The 16,956-nt window shown below is 45.5% G+C and carries 16 protein-coding genes; 8 read left to right on the top strand and 8 right to left on the bottom strand.

Features of this window, described 5'->3' with window-relative positions:
• Nucleotides 1–162 precede the first annotated feature (162 nt).
• Complete coding sequence (locus tag ASG16_RS06225; RefSeq protein ID WP_056491648.1) at nucleotides 163–714, top strand: dihydrofolate reductase family protein; 552 nt, start codon at nucleotides 163–165, stop codon at nucleotides 712–714.
• A 67-nt stretch (nucleotides 715–781) separates the two neighbouring features.
• Here the strand turns inward: ASG16_RS06225 and ASG16_RS06220 are convergent, their stop codons facing one another.
• Both ASG16_RS06220 and ASG16_RS06215 read right to left on the bottom strand, forming a co-directional pair.
• Nucleotides 782–2,101: a hemolysin family protein gene (locus ASG16_RS06220; protein ID WP_056491649.1), complete on the bottom strand. Its 1,320-nt coding sequence runs from the start codon at nucleotides 2,099–2,101 to the stop codon at nucleotides 782–784.
• 198 nt (nucleotides 2,102–2,299) lie between these two features.
• Nucleotides 2,300–3,061, bottom strand: a complete 762-nt coding sequence (locus tag ASG16_RS06215; RefSeq protein ID WP_056491725.1) for an exodeoxyribonuclease III — start codon at nucleotides 3,059–3,061, stop codon at nucleotides 2,300–2,302.
• 225 nt (nucleotides 3,062–3,286) lie between these two features.
• On the opposite strand from ASG16_RS06215, the gene mphJ reads away from it, so the two are divergent.
• From mphJ to ASG16_RS06200, 3 genes are all read left to right on the top strand, one after another.
• Nucleotides 3,287–4,213: a macrolide 2'-phosphotransferase MphJ gene (mphJ, locus tag ASG16_RS06210; protein ID WP_056491650.1), complete on the top strand. Its 927-nt coding sequence runs from the start codon at nucleotides 3,287–3,289 to the stop codon at nucleotides 4,211–4,213.
• Nucleotides 4,214–4,354: 141 nt separating this feature from the next.
• On the top strand, nucleotides 4,355–4,672 hold the full coding sequence (locus tag ASG16_RS06205; protein WP_056491651.1) for a hypothetical protein: 318 nt from the start codon (nucleotides 4,355–4,357) through the stop codon (nucleotides 4,670–4,672).
• 117 nt (nucleotides 4,673–4,789) lie between these two features.
• Nucleotides 4,790–5,299 carry a PepSY domain-containing protein gene (locus ASG16_RS06200; protein WP_056491653.1) on the top strand — a complete coding sequence of 170 codons (510 nt, stop codon included), beginning with the start codon at nucleotides 4,790–4,792 and terminating at the stop codon, nucleotides 5,297–5,299.
• 56 nt (nucleotides 5,300–5,355) lie between these two features.
• Here ASG16_RS06200 and ASG16_RS06195 read toward each other — a convergent pair whose 3' ends face one another.
• On the bottom strand, nucleotides 5,356–5,880 hold the full coding sequence (locus ASG16_RS06195; RefSeq protein ID WP_048036047.1) for a DUF420 domain-containing protein: 525 nt from the start codon (nucleotides 5,878–5,880) through the stop codon (nucleotides 5,356–5,358).
• Between the two features lie 187 nt (nucleotides 5,881–6,067).
• The gene (locus tag ASG16_RS06190; protein WP_056491656.1) at nucleotides 6,068–7,447 is read right to left on the bottom strand and encodes an amino acid permease; all 1,380 of its coding nucleotides are present in this window, start codon (nucleotides 7,445–7,447) and stop codon (nucleotides 6,068–6,070) included.
• A 386-nt stretch (nucleotides 7,448–7,833) separates the two neighbouring features.
• On the opposite strand from ASG16_RS06190, the gene ASG16_RS06185 reads away from it, so the two are divergent.
• On the top strand, nucleotides 7,834–8,178 hold the full coding sequence (locus ASG16_RS06185) for a carboxymuconolactone decarboxylase family protein (protein ID WP_056491659.1): 345 nt from the start codon (nucleotides 7,834–7,836) through the stop codon (nucleotides 8,176–8,178).
• A gap of 68 nt (nucleotides 8,179–8,246) precedes the next feature.
• Here the strand turns inward: ASG16_RS06185 and ASG16_RS06180 are convergent, their stop codons facing one another.
• Genes ASG16_RS06180 through ASG16_RS06170 form a run of 3 tightly spaced genes read right to left on the bottom strand, consistent with a single transcriptional unit; the run spans nucleotide 8,247 to nucleotide 11,549 of the window.
• Nucleotides 8,247–9,194 carry an alpha/beta hydrolase gene (locus ASG16_RS06180; RefSeq protein ID WP_056491662.1) on the bottom strand — a complete coding sequence of 316 codons (948 nt, stop codon included), beginning with the start codon at nucleotides 9,192–9,194 and terminating at the stop codon, nucleotides 8,247–8,249.
• Between the two features lie 13 nt (nucleotides 9,195–9,207).
• Nucleotides 9,208–10,278, bottom strand: coding sequence for an LLM class flavin-dependent oxidoreductase (locus ASG16_RS06175; RefSeq protein WP_056491665.1), 1,071 nt, complete (start codon nucleotides 10,276–10,278; stop codon nucleotides 9,208–9,210).
• A 53-nt stretch (nucleotides 10,279–10,331) separates the two neighbouring features.
• Nucleotides 10,332–11,549, bottom strand: coding sequence for an MFS transporter (locus ASG16_RS06170; RefSeq protein WP_056491668.1), 1,218 nt, complete (start codon nucleotides 11,547–11,549; stop codon nucleotides 10,332–10,334).
• A gap of 249 nt (nucleotides 11,550–11,798) precedes the next feature.
• Between ASG16_RS06170 and ASG16_RS06165 the strand changes: the two genes are divergently transcribed.
• On the top strand, nucleotides 11,799–12,380 hold the full coding sequence (locus tag ASG16_RS06165) for a TetR/AcrR family transcriptional regulator (RefSeq protein WP_048036042.1): 582 nt from the start codon (nucleotides 11,799–11,801) through the stop codon (nucleotides 12,378–12,380).
• 72 nt (nucleotides 12,381–12,452) lie between these two features.
• Here the strand turns inward: ASG16_RS06165 and ASG16_RS06160 are convergent, their stop codons facing one another.
• A complete protein-coding gene (locus ASG16_RS06160) occupies nucleotides 12,453–14,423 on the bottom strand; it encodes a methyl-accepting chemotaxis protein (RefSeq protein WP_056491671.1) in 1,971 nt (656 codons plus the stop codon).
• A gap of 304 nt (nucleotides 14,424–14,727) precedes the next feature.
• Here ASG16_RS06160 and ASG16_RS06155 point away from each other — a divergent pair, with 304 nt between their 5' ends.
• Together ASG16_RS06155 and ASG16_RS06150 are read left to right on the top strand one after the other, a co-directional pair.
• On the top strand, nucleotides 14,728–15,516 hold the full coding sequence (locus tag ASG16_RS06155; RefSeq protein WP_056491674.1) for a hypothetical protein: 789 nt from the start codon (nucleotides 14,728–14,730) through the stop codon (nucleotides 15,514–15,516).
• Nucleotides 15,517–15,772: 256 nt separating this feature from the next.
• Complete coding sequence (locus ASG16_RS06150; protein WP_056491676.1) at nucleotides 15,773–16,834, top strand: SDR family oxidoreductase; 1,062 nt, start codon at nucleotides 15,773–15,775, stop codon at nucleotides 16,832–16,834.
• The last annotated feature ends 122 nt before the right edge of the window (nucleotides 16,835–16,956 follow it).

Here is a 16,956-nt window from a genome sequence, read left to right as displayed (position 1 = left end):
ACCTATCAGGGTGCCCCTTCCTTATTTTTTGCAAGGAGTGACTCGACGGATTCAGCTATATCCTCCGACGTAACCGTTGTATTCATGATCAGAATAAAAATGCGTGCAAGCCCTATAGCGTTTCACATAAAATGGAATGGAGAAAAGAGGAGGGATTTCCAAATGGCCTCATTAATCTATCATGTTGCTGTATCGTTAGACAATTTCATTGCCGATCAAGGAATCATGGATGGAAATATTGAAAACACTCTCTTTTTATTTGAGGGAGAACATGTACCGGACTTTTTATCTGAAATTCAGGAATATGATGCCGTGTTGATGGGCGCTAAAACCTACGAGTTTGGGTTCAAATTCGGTGCCAAGCCGGGCGAACCAGGCTATAAGGGAATCAAGCATTATATTTTCTCAAACTCCATGCAGTTTGAATCCAATGCAGAAGTCGAGCTGGTCAAAGGCGATGCCATCGAATTTATCACAAATCTCAAACAGCAAGGAAACGGCAAGCTGTGGCTATGTGGGGGCGGTGAATTGGCAGGAGCGTTACTGGCACATCAACTGATTGATCAATTAGTGCTGAAAGTGAATCCGGTGATGGTCGGTGAAGGTATCCCGTTATTTGGAAGTGTGAAGCCACGTCTCAAACTCGAGTTAGTGGACATGAAGCAGTACGCGAACGGTGTAACGAAGCCTACTTACAATATTGTTTATATATAATCCTGCCTACTAAGAGCTTCCTTACCTTCTGTCATATAAAAAAGATGGGGAATTCCCCATCTTTTGATTACGTTACATCCTGCAGCTCACGAGTTGGAACTTCTACTGCTTTTTGAATTTCAATTTTCCGTATGCGATGCTTATCTTTCTTTCTGATCGTAAAGACCAGATCATCGTATTGCCATTGGATACCTTCTTTGAGTGTCGGATTTTGACTGTATAGCCAGCCCCCGATGGTATCGAGCTCTTCTTCATTAATATTGGCGTTAAGCAAATCGTTAACCTCGGACAGAAGTACCTTTCCGTCCACAATCACATGGCTATTCTCTTCCATGATTTCGATTTCGGCTTTTTCCTCCGCATCGAACTCATCACGGATCTCTCCTACAATCTCTTCCAAAATATCTTCGATCGTAACCATTCCGGAGGTACCGCCATACTCGTCGATTAGGATAGCGATATGCGTTCTTTGTTTCTGCATTTTTTTCAAAAGGTCTTTTACAGGAGTAGCTTCTGAAACCGTCAAAAACGGTCGGATGAGCTTGGAAATGTCCAAATTCGGATCATCGGCATAATTCAGAAAAAACTCTTTCGTGTTAATCATCCCGATAATATGATCTTTGTTTTGCGAAATAACTGGGAAACGGGTGTATTGCTCTTCTTTCATGATTTGCAGGTTTTGCTCAAGGGTATATTCCTTGTGCAAGCAGCTCATATCTGTTCGCGGGACCATAATCTCGCGTGCAAGCATCTCGTCAAAAGCAAAGATATTGCTTACATACCCATACTCAGACTGATTAATTTTGCCGCTCTCATAGCTTTCCGTCAGAATGATTCGCAGCTCTTCTTCTGAGTGACTTTCTTCATGCTCCTTGGTCGGTTTCATACCGAATGAACGCACGAGGAGAGCAGCAGAGCCATTCAGCACCCAAATTGCAGGGTACATTAATTTATAGAACCAAATAATGGGTTTCGCACACAGTAAGCTAACCGCTTCTGCCTTTTGGATCGCCACTGTTTTCGGTGCCAGCTCCCCGACAACCACATGTAGAAACGTAACGAGCGAGTATGCAATCACAAACGACAGAACTGCAACGACTTGTTCGGGTAAATACGGCGTAAGAAAAGGGCTAATGATACTTTCAATCGTCGGTTTCCCCAATACCCCCAAGCCAATAGCTGTCAACGTAATCCCCAACTGACACGCTGACAAATATCCATCCAGGTTACTAACTACTTTCTGAACAGCAAGAGCATTCTTTCTCCCTTCCATGACCAGTTGGTCTACACGGCTTGGGCGAAGCTTTACAATTGCGAATTCCGTTGCCACAAAAAAAGCAGTAGCAACAATCAGAAAAGCAATTAGTAACAAATTTATGGTTAGCAATATCCTATCCCCTCTTCATTAGAAGTCTTACGTTTTCATTGTACGAAACTCCGCTCCTCCACATCAACGTTCGCTTATATCCAATTTCGTCTTAATTGTTTGATTATAGGCAGTTTTGCTATTTCAGGTCTCTCACCCTCACAATTGCTGACTACAGGCATAGCATACTCACTCATATCCTTCCCTGGCTCCCACTGTTTATTCGATGGTCCCCAGCTCCAACACGACAGGACAATGATCGCTTCCCATCACCTGTGAGTCAATTCCCGCCCCGACCAACGATGGAGCCAGTCTCTCAGACGCGAGAAAATAATCAATACGCCATCCGATATTTCGTTCTCTTACTTTCGGCATAAAAGACCACCATGTATAGGCATCTGTCTGATCCGGATAAAAATATCGATAGGTATCCACAAACCCGGCTGACAGCAATCTCGTCATCTTCTCACGCTCTTCAGGAGTAAAACCGGAATTATTGCGATTCGACTTCGCATTTTTCAAATCAATCTCTTGATGGGCGACATTCAGATCCCCACAAACCACCACGGGCTTCTTCGCATCTAGCTGCAACAAGTAGCTCCGAAACCGCTCCTCCCATTCCAGCCGATAATCTAATCTCGACAGATCACGCTTCGCATTCGGGGTGTATACGGTGACCAGGTAGAAATCCTGAAACTCCAGCGTAATGACTCGTCCCTCAGGCTCATAGTCTTCTTCCAAGCCGTAACGCACAGATAGTGGTTTCATTTTTGTAAAAACAGCCGTCCCGGAATAGCCTTTTTTCTCAGCGTAGTTCCAATATTGATGGTACTCCTCGCCGATTTCCATCTCGATTTGACCTTCTTGCAGCTTCGTTTCCTGCAAGCAAAATATATCGGCATTGGCCTCTTTGAAGTACTCGTAGAAACCTTTGTTTACACATGCGCGAAGTCCATTTACATTCCAAGAAATCAATTTCATCATCACTAATCTCCTCGTCGCTATTCGTTAGATTCTATGGTACACTAACTTTGTTTTCAATTATAGGAGGTTACAATGATGGACATCGCAATGGGCATCGCATTCATGAGACTTCGTTAAAATCGACAAGACCCCATGTAGGCTCAACCATTTTCAAAAAAGAAATGGGATGAGTTTATTTGTGTTTGATTGATTTTAACTATTCATAAATGAGGTGTTTTTGTTATGTCAAAAAACAATGTAGAGCACATGCTTGCACTCGCGAAAAAAAACGGAATCCTTGTAGACCCAACTACCGTGAAGGTGAATGAATCCGGCTTAGATTTCCTTGCGATTTTTGCAAGTACGATAGACGGTGTTCCATGGGTATTACGCCAACCGCGTCGGGCCGATGTCGTGGAGACAGCTCGTTATGAGAAAAAGGTGTTAGACCTCGTTGCCAAACATCTACGTATCGAAGTACCGGATTGGCAGGTTCACACCTCTGAATTCATCGCTTATCCGATCCTGGGTGGCACACCGATGGCAACGATCAATATGGAAACAAAAAATTATGAATGGTATTTGAATCCTGAATCTCTACCTGAATTGTGCATCCAAACATGGGCGGAAGCATTGGTGGAATTACACGGTATTCATCATGATCTTGCTCGAGATGCTGGTATCCGCGTCAAGCAGCCTAGCGAAGCACGAGCAAGCCTTCGAGAAAAGATGAATGAAGTCAAACGCGTCTTTGGCGTTTCCGGGGCACTATGGGATCGTTGGCAAAAATGGCTTGCGGATGATACATTCTGGCCTGCTCACTCTGCTCTTGTGCATGGTGACCTCCATCCGGGGCATATCCTGGTTTCTGAAAACGGTAAGGTAACAGGGCTTCTGGATTGGACGGAGGCCGAGGTCGCTGACCCAGCTATTGATTTCACGGTCTTTTACATGTTGTTCGGAGACAGTGGCTTGACCGATTTCATCCAACGGTATGAGAAAGCAGGAGGCAATGTTTGGCCTCGTATGCATGAGCATATCGCCGAAATGACATCCGTGTATCCCGTCATTCTTGCCACCTTCGCGTTGAAATCAGGGCTGGAAGAATTCAAGATCATGGCACGACAAGCTCTGGGTGTCGACGAAAACGGCAAAGAGATCTCTTCATAGATAAACCAACCACCGTCCCAGATTGGAGGCGGTGGTTTTTATGTAAATAGCTACATTGAGCCATTACTGACTTGGAGATAAGGTGTTACAATAAATCGGCTTATTTGGACAATCCTTTACTAAATAGATGGAGTGAATAGGATGAAGCGAGGACTTCTTATTGGCATTGGTGCTGTAATCGTAGTAGCAGGCGTGCTTTCCATTCCTGTTGAGGCAGACCCCTCACCCGATACACGAATCATATTGGAGCATACGAACAAGACGTATATTTCACCGCCCTGTTATGAGCAAGCAAACAAAACCAACAATCTAGCCGAAGCCGATATTCAAAAAGCACAAGAATTGAATTATCAGCCAGAGTCCAGTTGCACGGCAAATTCACTTGCCCCCATCAAGCAACCGATTGCTTCCATACTCGCCGTAAATCTCGGAATCAAACAAAGCCAATGGGATTGGTAGATGCAGTACGCCCCGTTTTCACGAATTGTTCAAGGAAAATAGCTAATCTGAGCCATCTCCTTTTATCAACGAAGTTTATATAATCATCTAGAACGTCATCGAGAGGAGTAACCCTGCATGCTATTTAAGAAGTGGAACCGTAACTTCCACCGCTACATCGGACTCATCGTTAGCCTTTTCTTGCTGATGTGGGCCATTACTGGTTTTCTCCTGTTAAATGTCCCTTGGTATCAGGAAAAAGCCACAGACTTGAAAACCACAATGATCGAGGTACCTGCCCAATCAGAAAAGCTAACTATTGCCTATGTGGGGGAGAAGTTAGTAGAAACGGGGGAATATTCTTGGGATGAAATCAGATCGATCGCAAAATCAGGTGACTCTTTCAAAGTGTACGTCAATAGAGATCCGATTCTGCGGCTGACTGTTTCTTCTGAAGGGCACATCACTGCCTTGAAACAAGATCCCATTTTAGATTTCTTCTACGGATTGCATGTGGGCGAATGGGAAGATCTTAACTATGTGACTGTGTTAGAGATTATCTCCATCTTAACGGCTTTTCTTGTCGTGTCTGGGCTTATTTATTTCCTGCCCAAACGCTGGTTTAAGAAACGTGAATCGAAAATATAAAGGCATCGTCCATAAAAAAAGAGCGTTAGCTATAGCAGCTAATGCTCTTTTTTTGATTAATAATACGGAGAAATCATGATGTAAACAATGACACCCGTCGCACTGACATACAGCCACATCGGCATCGTCCAGCGTGCGATTTTTTTATGTTTTTCCACCTTCATGTTGAGTCCACGTGCAGTCGTAATCAGCGCAAATGGAACGATAATCGCCGACAACAAAATATGTGTAATCAAGATGAAGTAATAAATCGGACGCAGAATCCCCTCTCCCCCGAAAGAAGTGCTAGGTGCCATTCCGTGGTAGATCACATACGAAACCAAGAAAAGCGCTGTTGTGGAGAAGGCTGCAAAAATATATCCTCGATGCATCTTAATGTTTTTGTACTTCACGATGGAAACAAGCGCAGCAATCAAAAATACAAAGGTGAAGCTGTTCATGACCGCATTAAAAAACGGCAGAAACGTCAGGTCGAGATGGCTGAAATCATTGTTTTTCGGCATGAAGTACAAGATGGCGATAAGCGTGTTAATCGCTATGGTGAGAATAACGATAATCGGTGTATAGTTGCGTTGTTTCATTCTTATGCTCCTTTTTTCTCAGATCATGAATGAGTATCCCGCTTTAGTCTACCCATTGACGAGCCCGGACATTGGCAGTTGAAGACGGTTAACCAGTCCAGTCATCCTAATGATAAACGAAGTAGGTATGCCGTACAAAGGCGATTTGATGAACAAAAAAAAGACCAACAAATGTTGGTCCCTTTCGTTATTTCTTGTTTGCTTGCTCGTCCAGTGGTACTGCCTTGTTTATTCCTAGTGCAAAGAAACTGATGACCACGATCGCCAAGAAGACAATCCCGGCAATCAGGGAGACGCGTGTCTCATCATTGATCCACATACCGATGAGTACCGTGATGAGAAACGCAATGGTCAAATAGTTGGTCACTGGGGCAAAAGGCATTTTGAATGGATGGTTGTCCATTTCAGCTCCCTTTGCTTTACGGAATCTGATTTGACTGATCAAAATGACAAACCACGGAACCATACCAGGTAGTACACTCGCACTGTACACATACACGAAGAGATTTTCTGGAGCGATATAGCTTAAGATAACGCCAATACCCAGACCGAGCAGAACACCAATCGTACCTAACAACGGTACACCATTCGAAGACAGCTTCGTAAAAACTTTCGGGGCTTGGCCATTTACACCTAAGGTATACAGCATACGCCCTGCACTATAAATCCCGCTATTACAGCCAGACATGGCAGCAGTGATCACGACAAAGTTAATGAGACCTGCCGCCGCGGTAATACCAATTTTCGCAAAAGTAGCAACGAACGGACTACCGATTGCCTGCAATTGATCCCAAGGGTAAACGGTTACAATAACAAAAATCGCACCAATATAGAAAATCAAAATGCGCCAAATGATACTTTGGATCGCACTTCTTAATGTTTTTTTCGGGTCTTTTGCTTCCCCTGCTGTAATCCCGATGAGCTCGACACCTTGATACGCCCCGATCACCAAGGAAAGGGCAAAGAAAAAGCCTGTCCAACCGCCTGTAAAGAATCCGCCATTCTCCCACAGATTCGATAATCCGATTGCGTTTCCACCATTTCCAATGCCAAAAAAGATCAATCCAAATCCTGCAATAATCATCAAAACGATCGTTACAATCTTGATCATGGCAAACCAAAACTCAAATTCACCAAATGATTTTACCGAAACTAGGTTTGCTGCACCGAGAATCACCATCGCAATAATGCCTGGAATCCAAGGCGGTAAATCCGGGAACCAATACTGCATGTACGTCCCGACGGCAATGATCTCTGCCATCCCGACAATGACCCACTGGAACCAGTTACTCCAAGCCGTCATATAACCTGCTAACGGATGGATATACTTATGTCCAAAGGTCGCGAATGAACCCGTACTCGGTTCCATATACAACATTTCACCCATTGCACGCATGATGAAAAAAATAAAAATTCCTACAATTGCATAAGCAAGCATGACGGATGGTCCTGTCCATTTGATCGTGCTGGCCGACCCCATAAATAGCCCAACACCAATCGTACCGCCCAAAGCAATCATCTGAATATGACGTGCTTCCAGACCCCTCTTCAATTCCTTGTTTTCCACGTAAGCTTCCTCTTCCTCTCTGCTGTTGGCGGTATTTTAGGATAGCTTCTAGTCATTCTCGTTTTATTGATTGAAAAACTGCCCCTTAAATCTCTCGTCACTTCTTATCAAGCATTCCTACTAGTTAGTAAGATTATTCACCCCTCTTGTCTTACGCTATATTTGTTGATTACTCCATATATTTTAATATGTTTTTATAATCTCCACAATTATATTTACAAGGAAAATAATTGATAACCAAATATGTTCATATGAAAGAAGAAGAAAAATACATGACAAATCAATAAATTCGAAATGTAATTCTACCTTTATATAGGATAAGCAGTATGAAAATTTCCCAGCAAAGAAATACTAACAGCGAGTTTAAAACAGGAGGAAATGGAACCATGGAGCACTATTTGGCCGAACAGTATCGAGAAGGACTGCAAGCTTTTGGACACCTGATGCCAGAGGCCTTGCGAGCATATAATGAATTCACCAGCCAATGCTTTTCGTCCGGTGAATTGTCATCCAAGCATAAACATTTGCAGGCACTGGCTATCTCCCTTTACTCCGGAAATGAGCACTGCATTGTCTATCATTTGGAAGCAGCTCTCAACGACGGAGTTTCCCAAAAAGAAATTGCTGAAACAGTAGCGGTAGCCGGAGCATTCGGCGGCGGAACGACCCTTTCGCATGGCGTCATATTAATCAATGATGTGATGGAGGAAAAACAGGGAACGATTCAATGAGAAGATGACCGAAAATAGCACAACAATCGCCGAGATCCCCCTCGTTCGGTTGTTGTGCTTTTTGTCTCTTAGATTTTGCCAGGATTAAGCGCTCTTGCCATCGCATCTATATACCCTTGGCTGGCGCGCTGGCTCACTTCCGCTTCGGGAACAAATACTTCAAAGCAGTGGTAGCAGCCGGGATACAGATGAAATTCTACGTCTACACCCGCTTGCGCAAGGCGCGTCACATATTCGATCGTCTCATCTCGGAACAGATCGAGCTGTCCTACGCACGTATAAGTCGGCGGCAGTCCCGCCAAGCTTTCTGCTCTCGACGGCACCGCATATGCGGATACCTGACTGTCCTCGGCATCTTCGCCTAGGTACATGCTCCAAGCAGCCAAATTGTTTGTCCGGTTCCAGGTTGCGTTTTCCGCCTCAATTTCATAACTCGACGCTGTATGATTACGGTTATCGATCATCGGATACAACGGCATCTGGAAGATAAGGGCTGGTCCGCCTTTGTCGCGAGCCATTAAAGCAAGTGCTGCGGTCAGCCCCCCTCCCCCGCTTGCACCGGCAATCGCAACCCGCTCCAAATCGATACCGAGTGACTCAGCTTCGTCTGTCATCCACGTTAAACCGGCGTAACAGTCATGGATGGCAGCTGGATAAGGATGCTCGGGAGCCAGACGATAATCGACCGATACGACGACACAATTAGCCGCTTGTACAAAACGTTCGCACAGAGCGTCATCCATATCGGGATGCCCCATCACATAGCCTCCTCCGTGAATCCACAGCATAGCAGGAAGTTTACTACCTGTTCGCTGGACGGGCTCGTATATTTTAGCTAGCATCTCTCCTGCTGCGCCCGGAATCATTCGACTTGTGGTACGTACTTGCTCCGACTTCACAATAGGCGGATTTTTCAGCATGTCCCTGCTCGAGTCCAAATTTTCTTTGAGTTGAAAACCAGGGAATTGTGCTAATGTGTGCCTTAATTCCGGCAGTACTCGACGATGAAAATCCACATGAATCCCTCCATTAAGCAAATGCTGATTCTTGCTTCGTCTCTGCTTCCCACTTGATTATTTCTTCTCGCACCCGAGGGGCTACCTCTGTTCCTAAGAGCTCAATGGCTCTCATTACCTGTTCATGCGGCATCGTGGATATCGGCACATACATCATAAAGCGCGTCATGCCTACATGTTTGCGAAGGTGGATGATCTTTTGAGCAACCGTCTCCGGATCACCCACATACAATGCTCCTTCCAAGCTGCGTGCGGCATCGAAGCTAGCACGGTTATAATGAGCCCAGCCCCGCTCCCTTCCGATTTTATTCATTCCTGCTTGGGTAGAAGGAAAGAAAGTATCTGCCGCCCGTTCCGTATCTTCTGCAACAAATCCGAGTGAATGTGACCCAACCGTTAATCGCGATACGTCATGACCAGCGTGCATGGCCACCTTCTTGTAAAGCTGCACAAGTGGCGCAAACTGCCGCGGACTTCCACCAATGATCGCCAGCATCAGCGGCAATCCCAGCAGACCTGCACGAACAACAGATTCCTGATTGCCTCCGCTGCCAATCCATATGGGTAAAGGATTCTGAACGGGCCGTGGATACACGCCCAAGTTCTGAATAGCTGGACGATGGCCGCCTCTCCAGGTTACTTTTTCTGACGCCTGTATTTTCAGGAGCAGTTCCAAATGTTCTTCAAACAGCTCATCATAGTCATTCAAGTCATAGCCGAACAGCGGAAAAGACTCGATAAAGGAACCCCGTCCCGCCATAATCTCTGCCCGTCCATTCGAAATGCCATCGAGTGTAGCAAAATCTTGAAACACACGCACTGGATCAACCGAAGAAAGCACCGTCACTGCACTGGTCAGCCGAATCCTTTTTGTCAATGGCGCAGCCGCAGACAGCACCATTGCTGGAGAAGAAGCAGCATAATCTTTGCGATGATGTTCACCTATGCCAAATACATCAAGCCCAACCTGATCAGCGAGGACAATTTCCTCGACAACTTCACGCAATCGCTGTGCGTGGCTCATCACTTCACCTGTCTGAACATCCGGTGTCGTTTCCACAAACGAAGTAATCCCAATCTCCACAGACCATCTCTCCTTTATCTTCACTTCGAACTATTAGCACATCCCTCTGCAAACTAGCGTCTGGTCACTGCCCAATACACCAGAGCCAAAGCACTGACTGCGGCTCCGAACAAGCATACTCCCTCCCAACCAAAATGCGCATATGTATAGGTCGAGGCAATGGAGCCAGCAGAAGAGCCGATCGAATAGAAAACCATATACCCTGCGGTGAGCCGACTCCGCGCCTCTGCACCCAAGGTGAAGATCATACTTTGATTCGTAACATGCACGGCCTGTACCGCCAAATCAAGCAAAACAATACCGATCACCAAGGCAACTAACGACTGTTCTATATAGCTGATTAACAGCCACGAAAGTAGCAATAGGCTCAAAGCGATGCCCGTCGTTCTCTGTCCGTAACCGCGATCTGCAAGCTTCCCTGCCCTTGCTGCAGCTAACGCTCCGGCAACTCCTGCGAGACCAAAAGCCCCGATTGCCGTATGCGACAAAGATAATGGAGGCGCACTCAGAGGCAGTACCAATGGCGTCCACAAAATACTAAAAGCAGCAAAAATCAGCATAGCCAGAACAGAGCGAATACGTAATAGCCGTTCTTGTGCGAACAACATCAGTACCGACCTAAGCAACTGGAGATAGGATAGCGGTTTTACCTCCCGCTCTCTATTTGGCAATACCCGAAATAATACGCAAGCCATTATTAATAGAAATGCAGCAGAGACCAGATATACAGAACGCCACCCCGCAAGATCTGTTAAAACTCCTGCAATGGTTCGCGCTAGAAGTATGCCAATGACAATTCCACTTGTAACTACTCCAACCACTCGTCCTCGCTCAGCAGGGGCAGCCATTGTCGCCGCGAATGCAACAATCGTCTGCGTCACAACGGCAAGCAACCCAATTGCAGCTATCCCTGCGAATAAAACCGTGCTGGTGGAGGCAGTCCCTACGATAACCAGTGCTACCACAGATAAAAACATCTGTCCGATAATCAAGCGGCGCTGGTTCAATAAATCGCCCAGTGGCACAAGCAATAACAGTCCTACTGCATAAAAGATTTGTGTAAGGGTGATCAGAAGCCCAATGATGGAATAGTCAATTCCGAACTCACTCGACAAACGATCAAGTAGTGGCTGCGCGAAGTAGATATTCGCAACGGACATCCCGCAAGCAACCGCAAACAATAGTGTTACATAGCGAGGCATGGGAGAGCCTTGCACTGAATCCGCCTTTCTATCGGCTTTGGCCGTTACTTTTTTAATAACTTCCTCCATCTGATTTCACCTTACCTCCTTTCCGTTTACGTTTTGAGTAAAATAACATACCGATCAGTACGTTATTTTGCCCAGTAAATATATCCCACTATTTCTTTTTCTGTCAACACCATTCTTTTCACACTAGGATAAACAGCCCTGAAATTGACAAGGCAGATGAAAAACAATAAAATATAAAATACCATTCAGTACAAAAATTTATTGGTTGTTACATAGATTCGAATACATGAGTAATGAAAGGAACTCTTTATGGCAAGAACACGCGAATTTGACGAAGAAAAAGTACTAGAAGCAGCTATGCAGCTCTTTTGGGAGAAGGGGTATGAAGCTACCTCATTAAGTGATTTAACTTCCCGTATGGGTATCCAGCGCCCCAGTATTTACTCAACCTTTGGGGACAAAAAAGAATTGTTCGAAGCCGCACTACGCAGATACACGATGTCTCGTGCTTCCGAAATACGAACGAAGCTTCAAAACCAGCCATCCGTAAAAGAGGCATTTCGCCATTTTTTTAAAGAGGTGGCCGACGAGGAATATACGGAAGGTCTCAGCCGAGGATGCTTTTGCATTAATACCATGGTCGAACTTGCCCCTCATGATGAAAAATTTGAGATTTTGACAAGGGAACATCAAATGTACCTCTCTGTCATCTTTCAAGAAACGATCGAGCGAGGTATCCAAACAGGTGAACTCGATTCGAGTATAGACGCGAAAGCTACCGCACAAGCGCTTATCGTATCGTTAATTGGACTGACCGTAATCATGAAATCTCGCCCAAATCGATCATTTGTTGATAATTCGATAGAAGTTACACTTACATTACTTAGGTAACTATCTCAATTAACTAGGATAAAAAAGACCAACGACTGTTGGTCTTCTTTCTCTTTATCACTACAACTACTGTTAGCGCTCCAATTTAAAACGCTGTACCAAAGACTGCAACTCTTCCGCAATGTTAGCAAGATGCGCTGCCGAAGCCGCCACTTCCTCCATCGAAGCATTCTGTTCTTCACTGGCTGCTGCGACTTGGTCGACCTCTTGGGCAGTGGCTTGGCTCATGGCGCTCGATTCACCAAAGGCAACAAGCATCGATGTATTTGATTGCACCAATCCTTCGCTGACGCGAGCTACTTGCGCGAGGTGCGCGTCAATGCGGTTAATAGCCGCATACATCTCCGTAAAACGCTGCTCAACCGATTGTGTCAAATCACTTCCCGCTGTAGCAGAATCCACGCCTTCCTCCGTGCGTCTAACCATGTGAAGGACCCGATTCTGAACCTCGCCGATCAAACTGTCGATCTTTTCAGCAGCAGAGCCTGTCTGATCAGCCAGCTTGCGAACCTCATCAGCGACGACAGCGAACCCGCGGCCTTCTTGCCCGGCGCGCGCCGCTTCAACAGCAGCATTCAACGCAAGCAAATTCGTCTGAGAGGCGATATCCTGGATGAAATTCGTCACCCCGCTAATTTCTCCAGCAACCCGTTTTAATTCCTCCATCTCATCTTTTGAACGAGTGGAATGCTCCACAATCATATTCACCTGTTGTCTCGCCGCTCCGAGGGACTCCTCTCCAGTGCTGGCCAGACCTGTAATGAGCTGCGACATTTCCGTGCTCTCACGAAGAATGCGGATGGCATCATCCAGCTCCTGTTGCGCTTGCGTCGCCGATTGCTTCACCGTATCTATACTCTGATTCATATCGGAAGACATAGACGCTATTTCTTGCATAGAGGCAGCTACTTGTTCAATCGTTTGCACGTTCTCCTCTGAATTCGCAGACAGATGCTGAGAGGAAGCAGAGATCTGCTCGGAATGATCGGTAATTTGACGCAGGACATCCGACAACGATTGCGACATCGTATTGAAGTTGGATTGCAACTGCCCAATCTCGTCCGTTCTTCCACTTTCAATAGACCGGACTGTCAAATCCCCTTGTGCGATCGAGTCGGTCAGTTGCTTTAATTGCAGAATTGGTCGCACCGTGCGTTTCATGAATATCCAAACGAACAGGGCAATGAGGGCAAGCAAAAGAACGATGAACAAGAACGAAGTCCGCATCAGCGGCCCCGTTTTTTGATTGATTTCACTCCAATCAATCACGGAAACGACATTCAAGCCGAGCGAATTTTGCTTGTTGAAATGATAATACTCACGAAGCTCGTTATCATCCATTTCGAAAGACCCCTCCGCTTGATCGCGCATCACTTGGAAGCGCTCGTCTTCAAGCGGCTTACCTTGCGGGAATCGCGGATGCGACAGTGTCACGTTGTTCTGATCGAACAAGCTCACATATCCCTTTTCTCCGATCTTGTACGTCTTTACCAGCTCGTTTAAGTGATCAATAGAAACGTCGATTCCCGCTACTCCTTTACCGTCCGAGAGCGTCTTGGCAAACGTAATCACGTAGCTTCCGCTTATCGCGTCGATATAAGGTGGCGTCACAACAACCTGCCCTTTATGCTGCATCGCCTGCTTGTACCATTCACGGGTAGTCGGGTCAATTTCCTTTTTCGCCGAGTTGTAGTATCGATTGTCGTAGTACATGAACGCAGCCAAAACATTGTCGATATCTTTCTCTATATTGCGGATGCGATCATAAATATACGTATCCGCACTTTGTCCCGGCGGAACTTGAACATCCGCAAAGCTATCGATCGTAACAGAATAATCCTGGTACGAATTATTGAGTACTTGTGTAATCATCGTAGTAACCGATTCGATTTGGGACAACAATTCGCGCTCTAACTGGTTGCGTGCCAGTTGTGTCAAGGTCAGGCTCAGAACGACAGAAGGAACAACAATAAGCAAGACGAGTAAAAACAGGATCTGCTTAGATAGCGATGCTCTATAACCAGTAATCATTTTCTTAATCATCTGTGATGACTCCTCTCTAGTGAAGTAAAATAACGAGTTGCAACGCAAACAACGCCTCACCGGTTGTCAGAAGGCGCGTTCCTATCAGACCAGATTCATCCCTATGCCCACCTTTTCCATATGGACATTTCTGCAAAGTATATTTTCCCTGTTAGTACCTATTTGAAACTTCACGGCATTAAATAAGTAATATTTGGTAAATTACTATCCGATACAAATAATAGCCAAACATCAGTAATCCGCATTCCGGATTGGCTGCCGTTTTGGCCAACAACTCGATTCATGAAAGGAGGTAACCTCATTCATGTTGTCTGTTACACCTAGATACGCCGTAAGCTCGTCTGTCCAGTATAGAAGCGCAGGAATTCACCCACAGACGAAAGCACTGGGGCACGACAGTAACAAAAAGCAGGATCATGTAACGATTAGCCAGCAAGGCCTACAGCTAAGCAATGGGAACAACGCCCTCAATAAGAATAAAATGCTGCAAAGCCTCATGGAACAAAAGCAAGCGATGCTGGAGAGACGGAACAACTATTATGCGGATGCGGTTGAAAAACTGACAGACCCGAAAGTCATGAAAGAACGACTGGATGAGATGGACAAACAGATCGAGGAAATCGATACGCAGATGAAGCAAATTCAGTTGGAAGAACAACGCAAGGCGAGAGGCACAGATGAAGAGAGCAAGCAACAGAAAGCTTCTGATTCCGCCCCCCAACAAGATGACTCACCACATTCCTCACCTACCCTCCATGCTGTTTTAACGGCAACCCACGATCTCAAGAATGTACATAGTGTTAAACGCGCTCAGATTACCTTGGAAGTAGAGGCTAAGGCGTGGGAACCCGCGTCAAAGGACGGAGATTTTACGAAGTCAGAAGAACTGAAGCGGAAGGCAGAAGGCTTGGACGGCAAACTGCTGAAGATGACGGCCGAGATCGACAAAAAGCTTGAGAATTCTCAAGAGGCTAATCAGGCAGAGCGTTCTTCTAACGACAAGCAATTAGATGAGCAAAAGAGAAATCCTTACCTGCAACAGCGAATGGAAAACCAACATGTATCTGGATCTACCATCGATTGGATTGCATAACTTGTAAGCGAAAAACCTCCTTCCGCTACACATTAGTAGCTCTGGAGGTTTTTTCGATTGGTCTTCAGAGGAAAAATACCGGGAAATCTAGGGCAAATGGCTATTCATGTGGCTGTTAAACAGTTGTTTGAAACTACCCAGTTGTTCACGATACCGTTTCATCCGCACTCGTCACAGCTACATTTTTCATCATATAATGAATTATTGATATATAAGCAACTCCCTACCTACCAAACATACGGAGCTGGTTAACCATATGAATATCCTTGTAACCGGAGCAACAGGTTTTCTCGGAAAAAAACTATCCCATGATCTATTAAACGAGGGTCATACCCTTTACTTACTCGCTCGAAATGAAAAAAAGGCAAACGATTTGTTACATAGCTTTGCCGAAAAGCACCGGGCACAAGTACATATTTTGCTAGGTGATGTTTCGAAAAAAGACTTGGGCGTCTCTGAAAATGATCTAGGACAGCTCAACCAAAAAATAGAGGCAATGTACCATATTGCCGCATACCTTTCCTTCGATCCCGCTCAGAAACCGCAGACGTACGAGATAAATGTAGAGGGAACAAAAAATACCTTACAATTCGCAGAAGCCATTCGATCCCCCCGCTTTATCTATGTGAGTACGGCTTATACCATCGGCACTGAAACAGAAGGACAAGAAGCGCTGTACAACCCGGAACGCTCCTTCGTGAACAACTACGAAGAGACAAAATGCTTGGCAGAGCACCTCGTCTTCTCCTACAGCGACAAAATGGAGACCATCATTGTCAGACCTTCAATCATTATCGGTGATTCCAAAACAGGCGAAGCCGATACCAATTTTGGTTTGTATGGATTACTGAAAGGTCTTCGCGTTCTGAAAAGAAGGGCGTCCCGAGCAGCAGGCTGGGAAAATCAAAAGTACCGAATTTTGGTGGATGTTGACGTGAACTCGAACCTCGTCCCCGTTGATTATGTCTCTTCTGTCTTGCTCGCTGCACTTACCCATGGTGAGCATAAGGAAATCTATCACGCTACCAATCCTGTTCCACCGACCCAACAGCTAGTGGTGGAATGTATCAAAGAAGTCTTGGATTTTCCTAATTTAGTTCCTGTTCCATTCGAAACAAACGAGCTGTTATCTGAAGAAGAGAAAGCCTTTAATGCTTCTATGAGCTTGTTCCATTCGTATTGGAAGCGGAGTATTTCTTTCCCGAATGGCAACACCAAGAAACTGCTGCAAAAAGTGGGTCAAAGCGAATTGCAGATGGATAAAGAGATGTTGATTGCGATTATGAGTGGATTTCAGAAGCAGGCTGTGCTTAGTTAGTGCAGATAAAAACCCGGATGATTAGGTTCCTCAAAACAACAACAGGCCGCCCTTAAAGGATGGCCTGTTGTTAAGATCGCGTCACTGACGGAACCGTCCCTTCGAGCCTGTGTCTTTTGGGA

This window comes from Brevibacillus sp. Leaf182 (assembly GCF_001423865.2).
GTDB lineage: Bacteria > Bacillota > Bacilli > Brevibacillales > Brevibacillaceae > Brevibacillus > Brevibacillus brevis_C.
Note: the sequence above shows the minus strand (reverse complement) of the source record. Positions and strands in the feature narration are given on the sequence as shown.

Coding starts and splice junctions, on each gene's coding strand:
- ASG16_RS06225 (WP_056491648.1), top strand. CDS start 163: ATGGCCTCATTAATCTATCATGTTGCTGTATCGTTAGACAATTTCATT.
- ASG16_RS06215 (WP_056491725.1), bottom strand. CDS start 3,061: ATGAAATTGATTTCTTGGAATGTAAATGGACTTCGCGCATGTGTAAAC.
- mphJ (WP_056491650.1), top strand. CDS start 3,287: ATGTCAAAAAACAATGTAGAGCACATGCTTGCACTCGCGAAAAAAAAC.
- ASG16_RS06205 (WP_056491651.1), top strand. CDS start 4,355: ATGAAGCGAGGACTTCTTATTGGCATTGGTGCTGTAATCGTAGTAGCA.
- ASG16_RS06200 (WP_056491653.1), top strand. CDS start 4,790: ATGCTATTTAAGAAGTGGAACCGTAACTTCCACCGCTACATCGGACTC.
- ASG16_RS06195 (WP_048036047.1), bottom strand. CDS start 5,880: ATGAAACAACGCAACTATACACCGATTATCGTTATTCTCACCATAGCG.
- ASG16_RS06185 (WP_056491659.1), top strand. CDS start 7,834: ATGGAGCACTATTTGGCCGAACAGTATCGAGAAGGACTGCAAGCTTTT.
- ASG16_RS06170 (WP_056491668.1), bottom strand. CDS start 11,549: ATGGAGGAAGTTATTAAAAAAGTAACGGCCAAAGCCGATAGAAAGGCG.
- ASG16_RS06165 (WP_048036042.1), top strand. CDS start 11,799: ATGGCAAGAACACGCGAATTTGACGAAGAAAAAGTACTAGAAGCAGCT.
- ASG16_RS06160 (WP_056491671.1), bottom strand. CDS start 14,423: ATGATTAAGAAAATGATTACTGGTTATAGAGCATCGCTATCTAAGCAG.
- ASG16_RS06155 (WP_056491674.1), top strand. CDS start 14,728: ATGTTGTCTGTTACACCTAGATACGCCGTAAGCTCGTCTGTCCAGTAT.
- ASG16_RS06150 (WP_056491676.1), top strand. CDS start 15,773: ATGAATATCCTTGTAACCGGAGCAACAGGTTTTCTCGGAAAAAAACTA.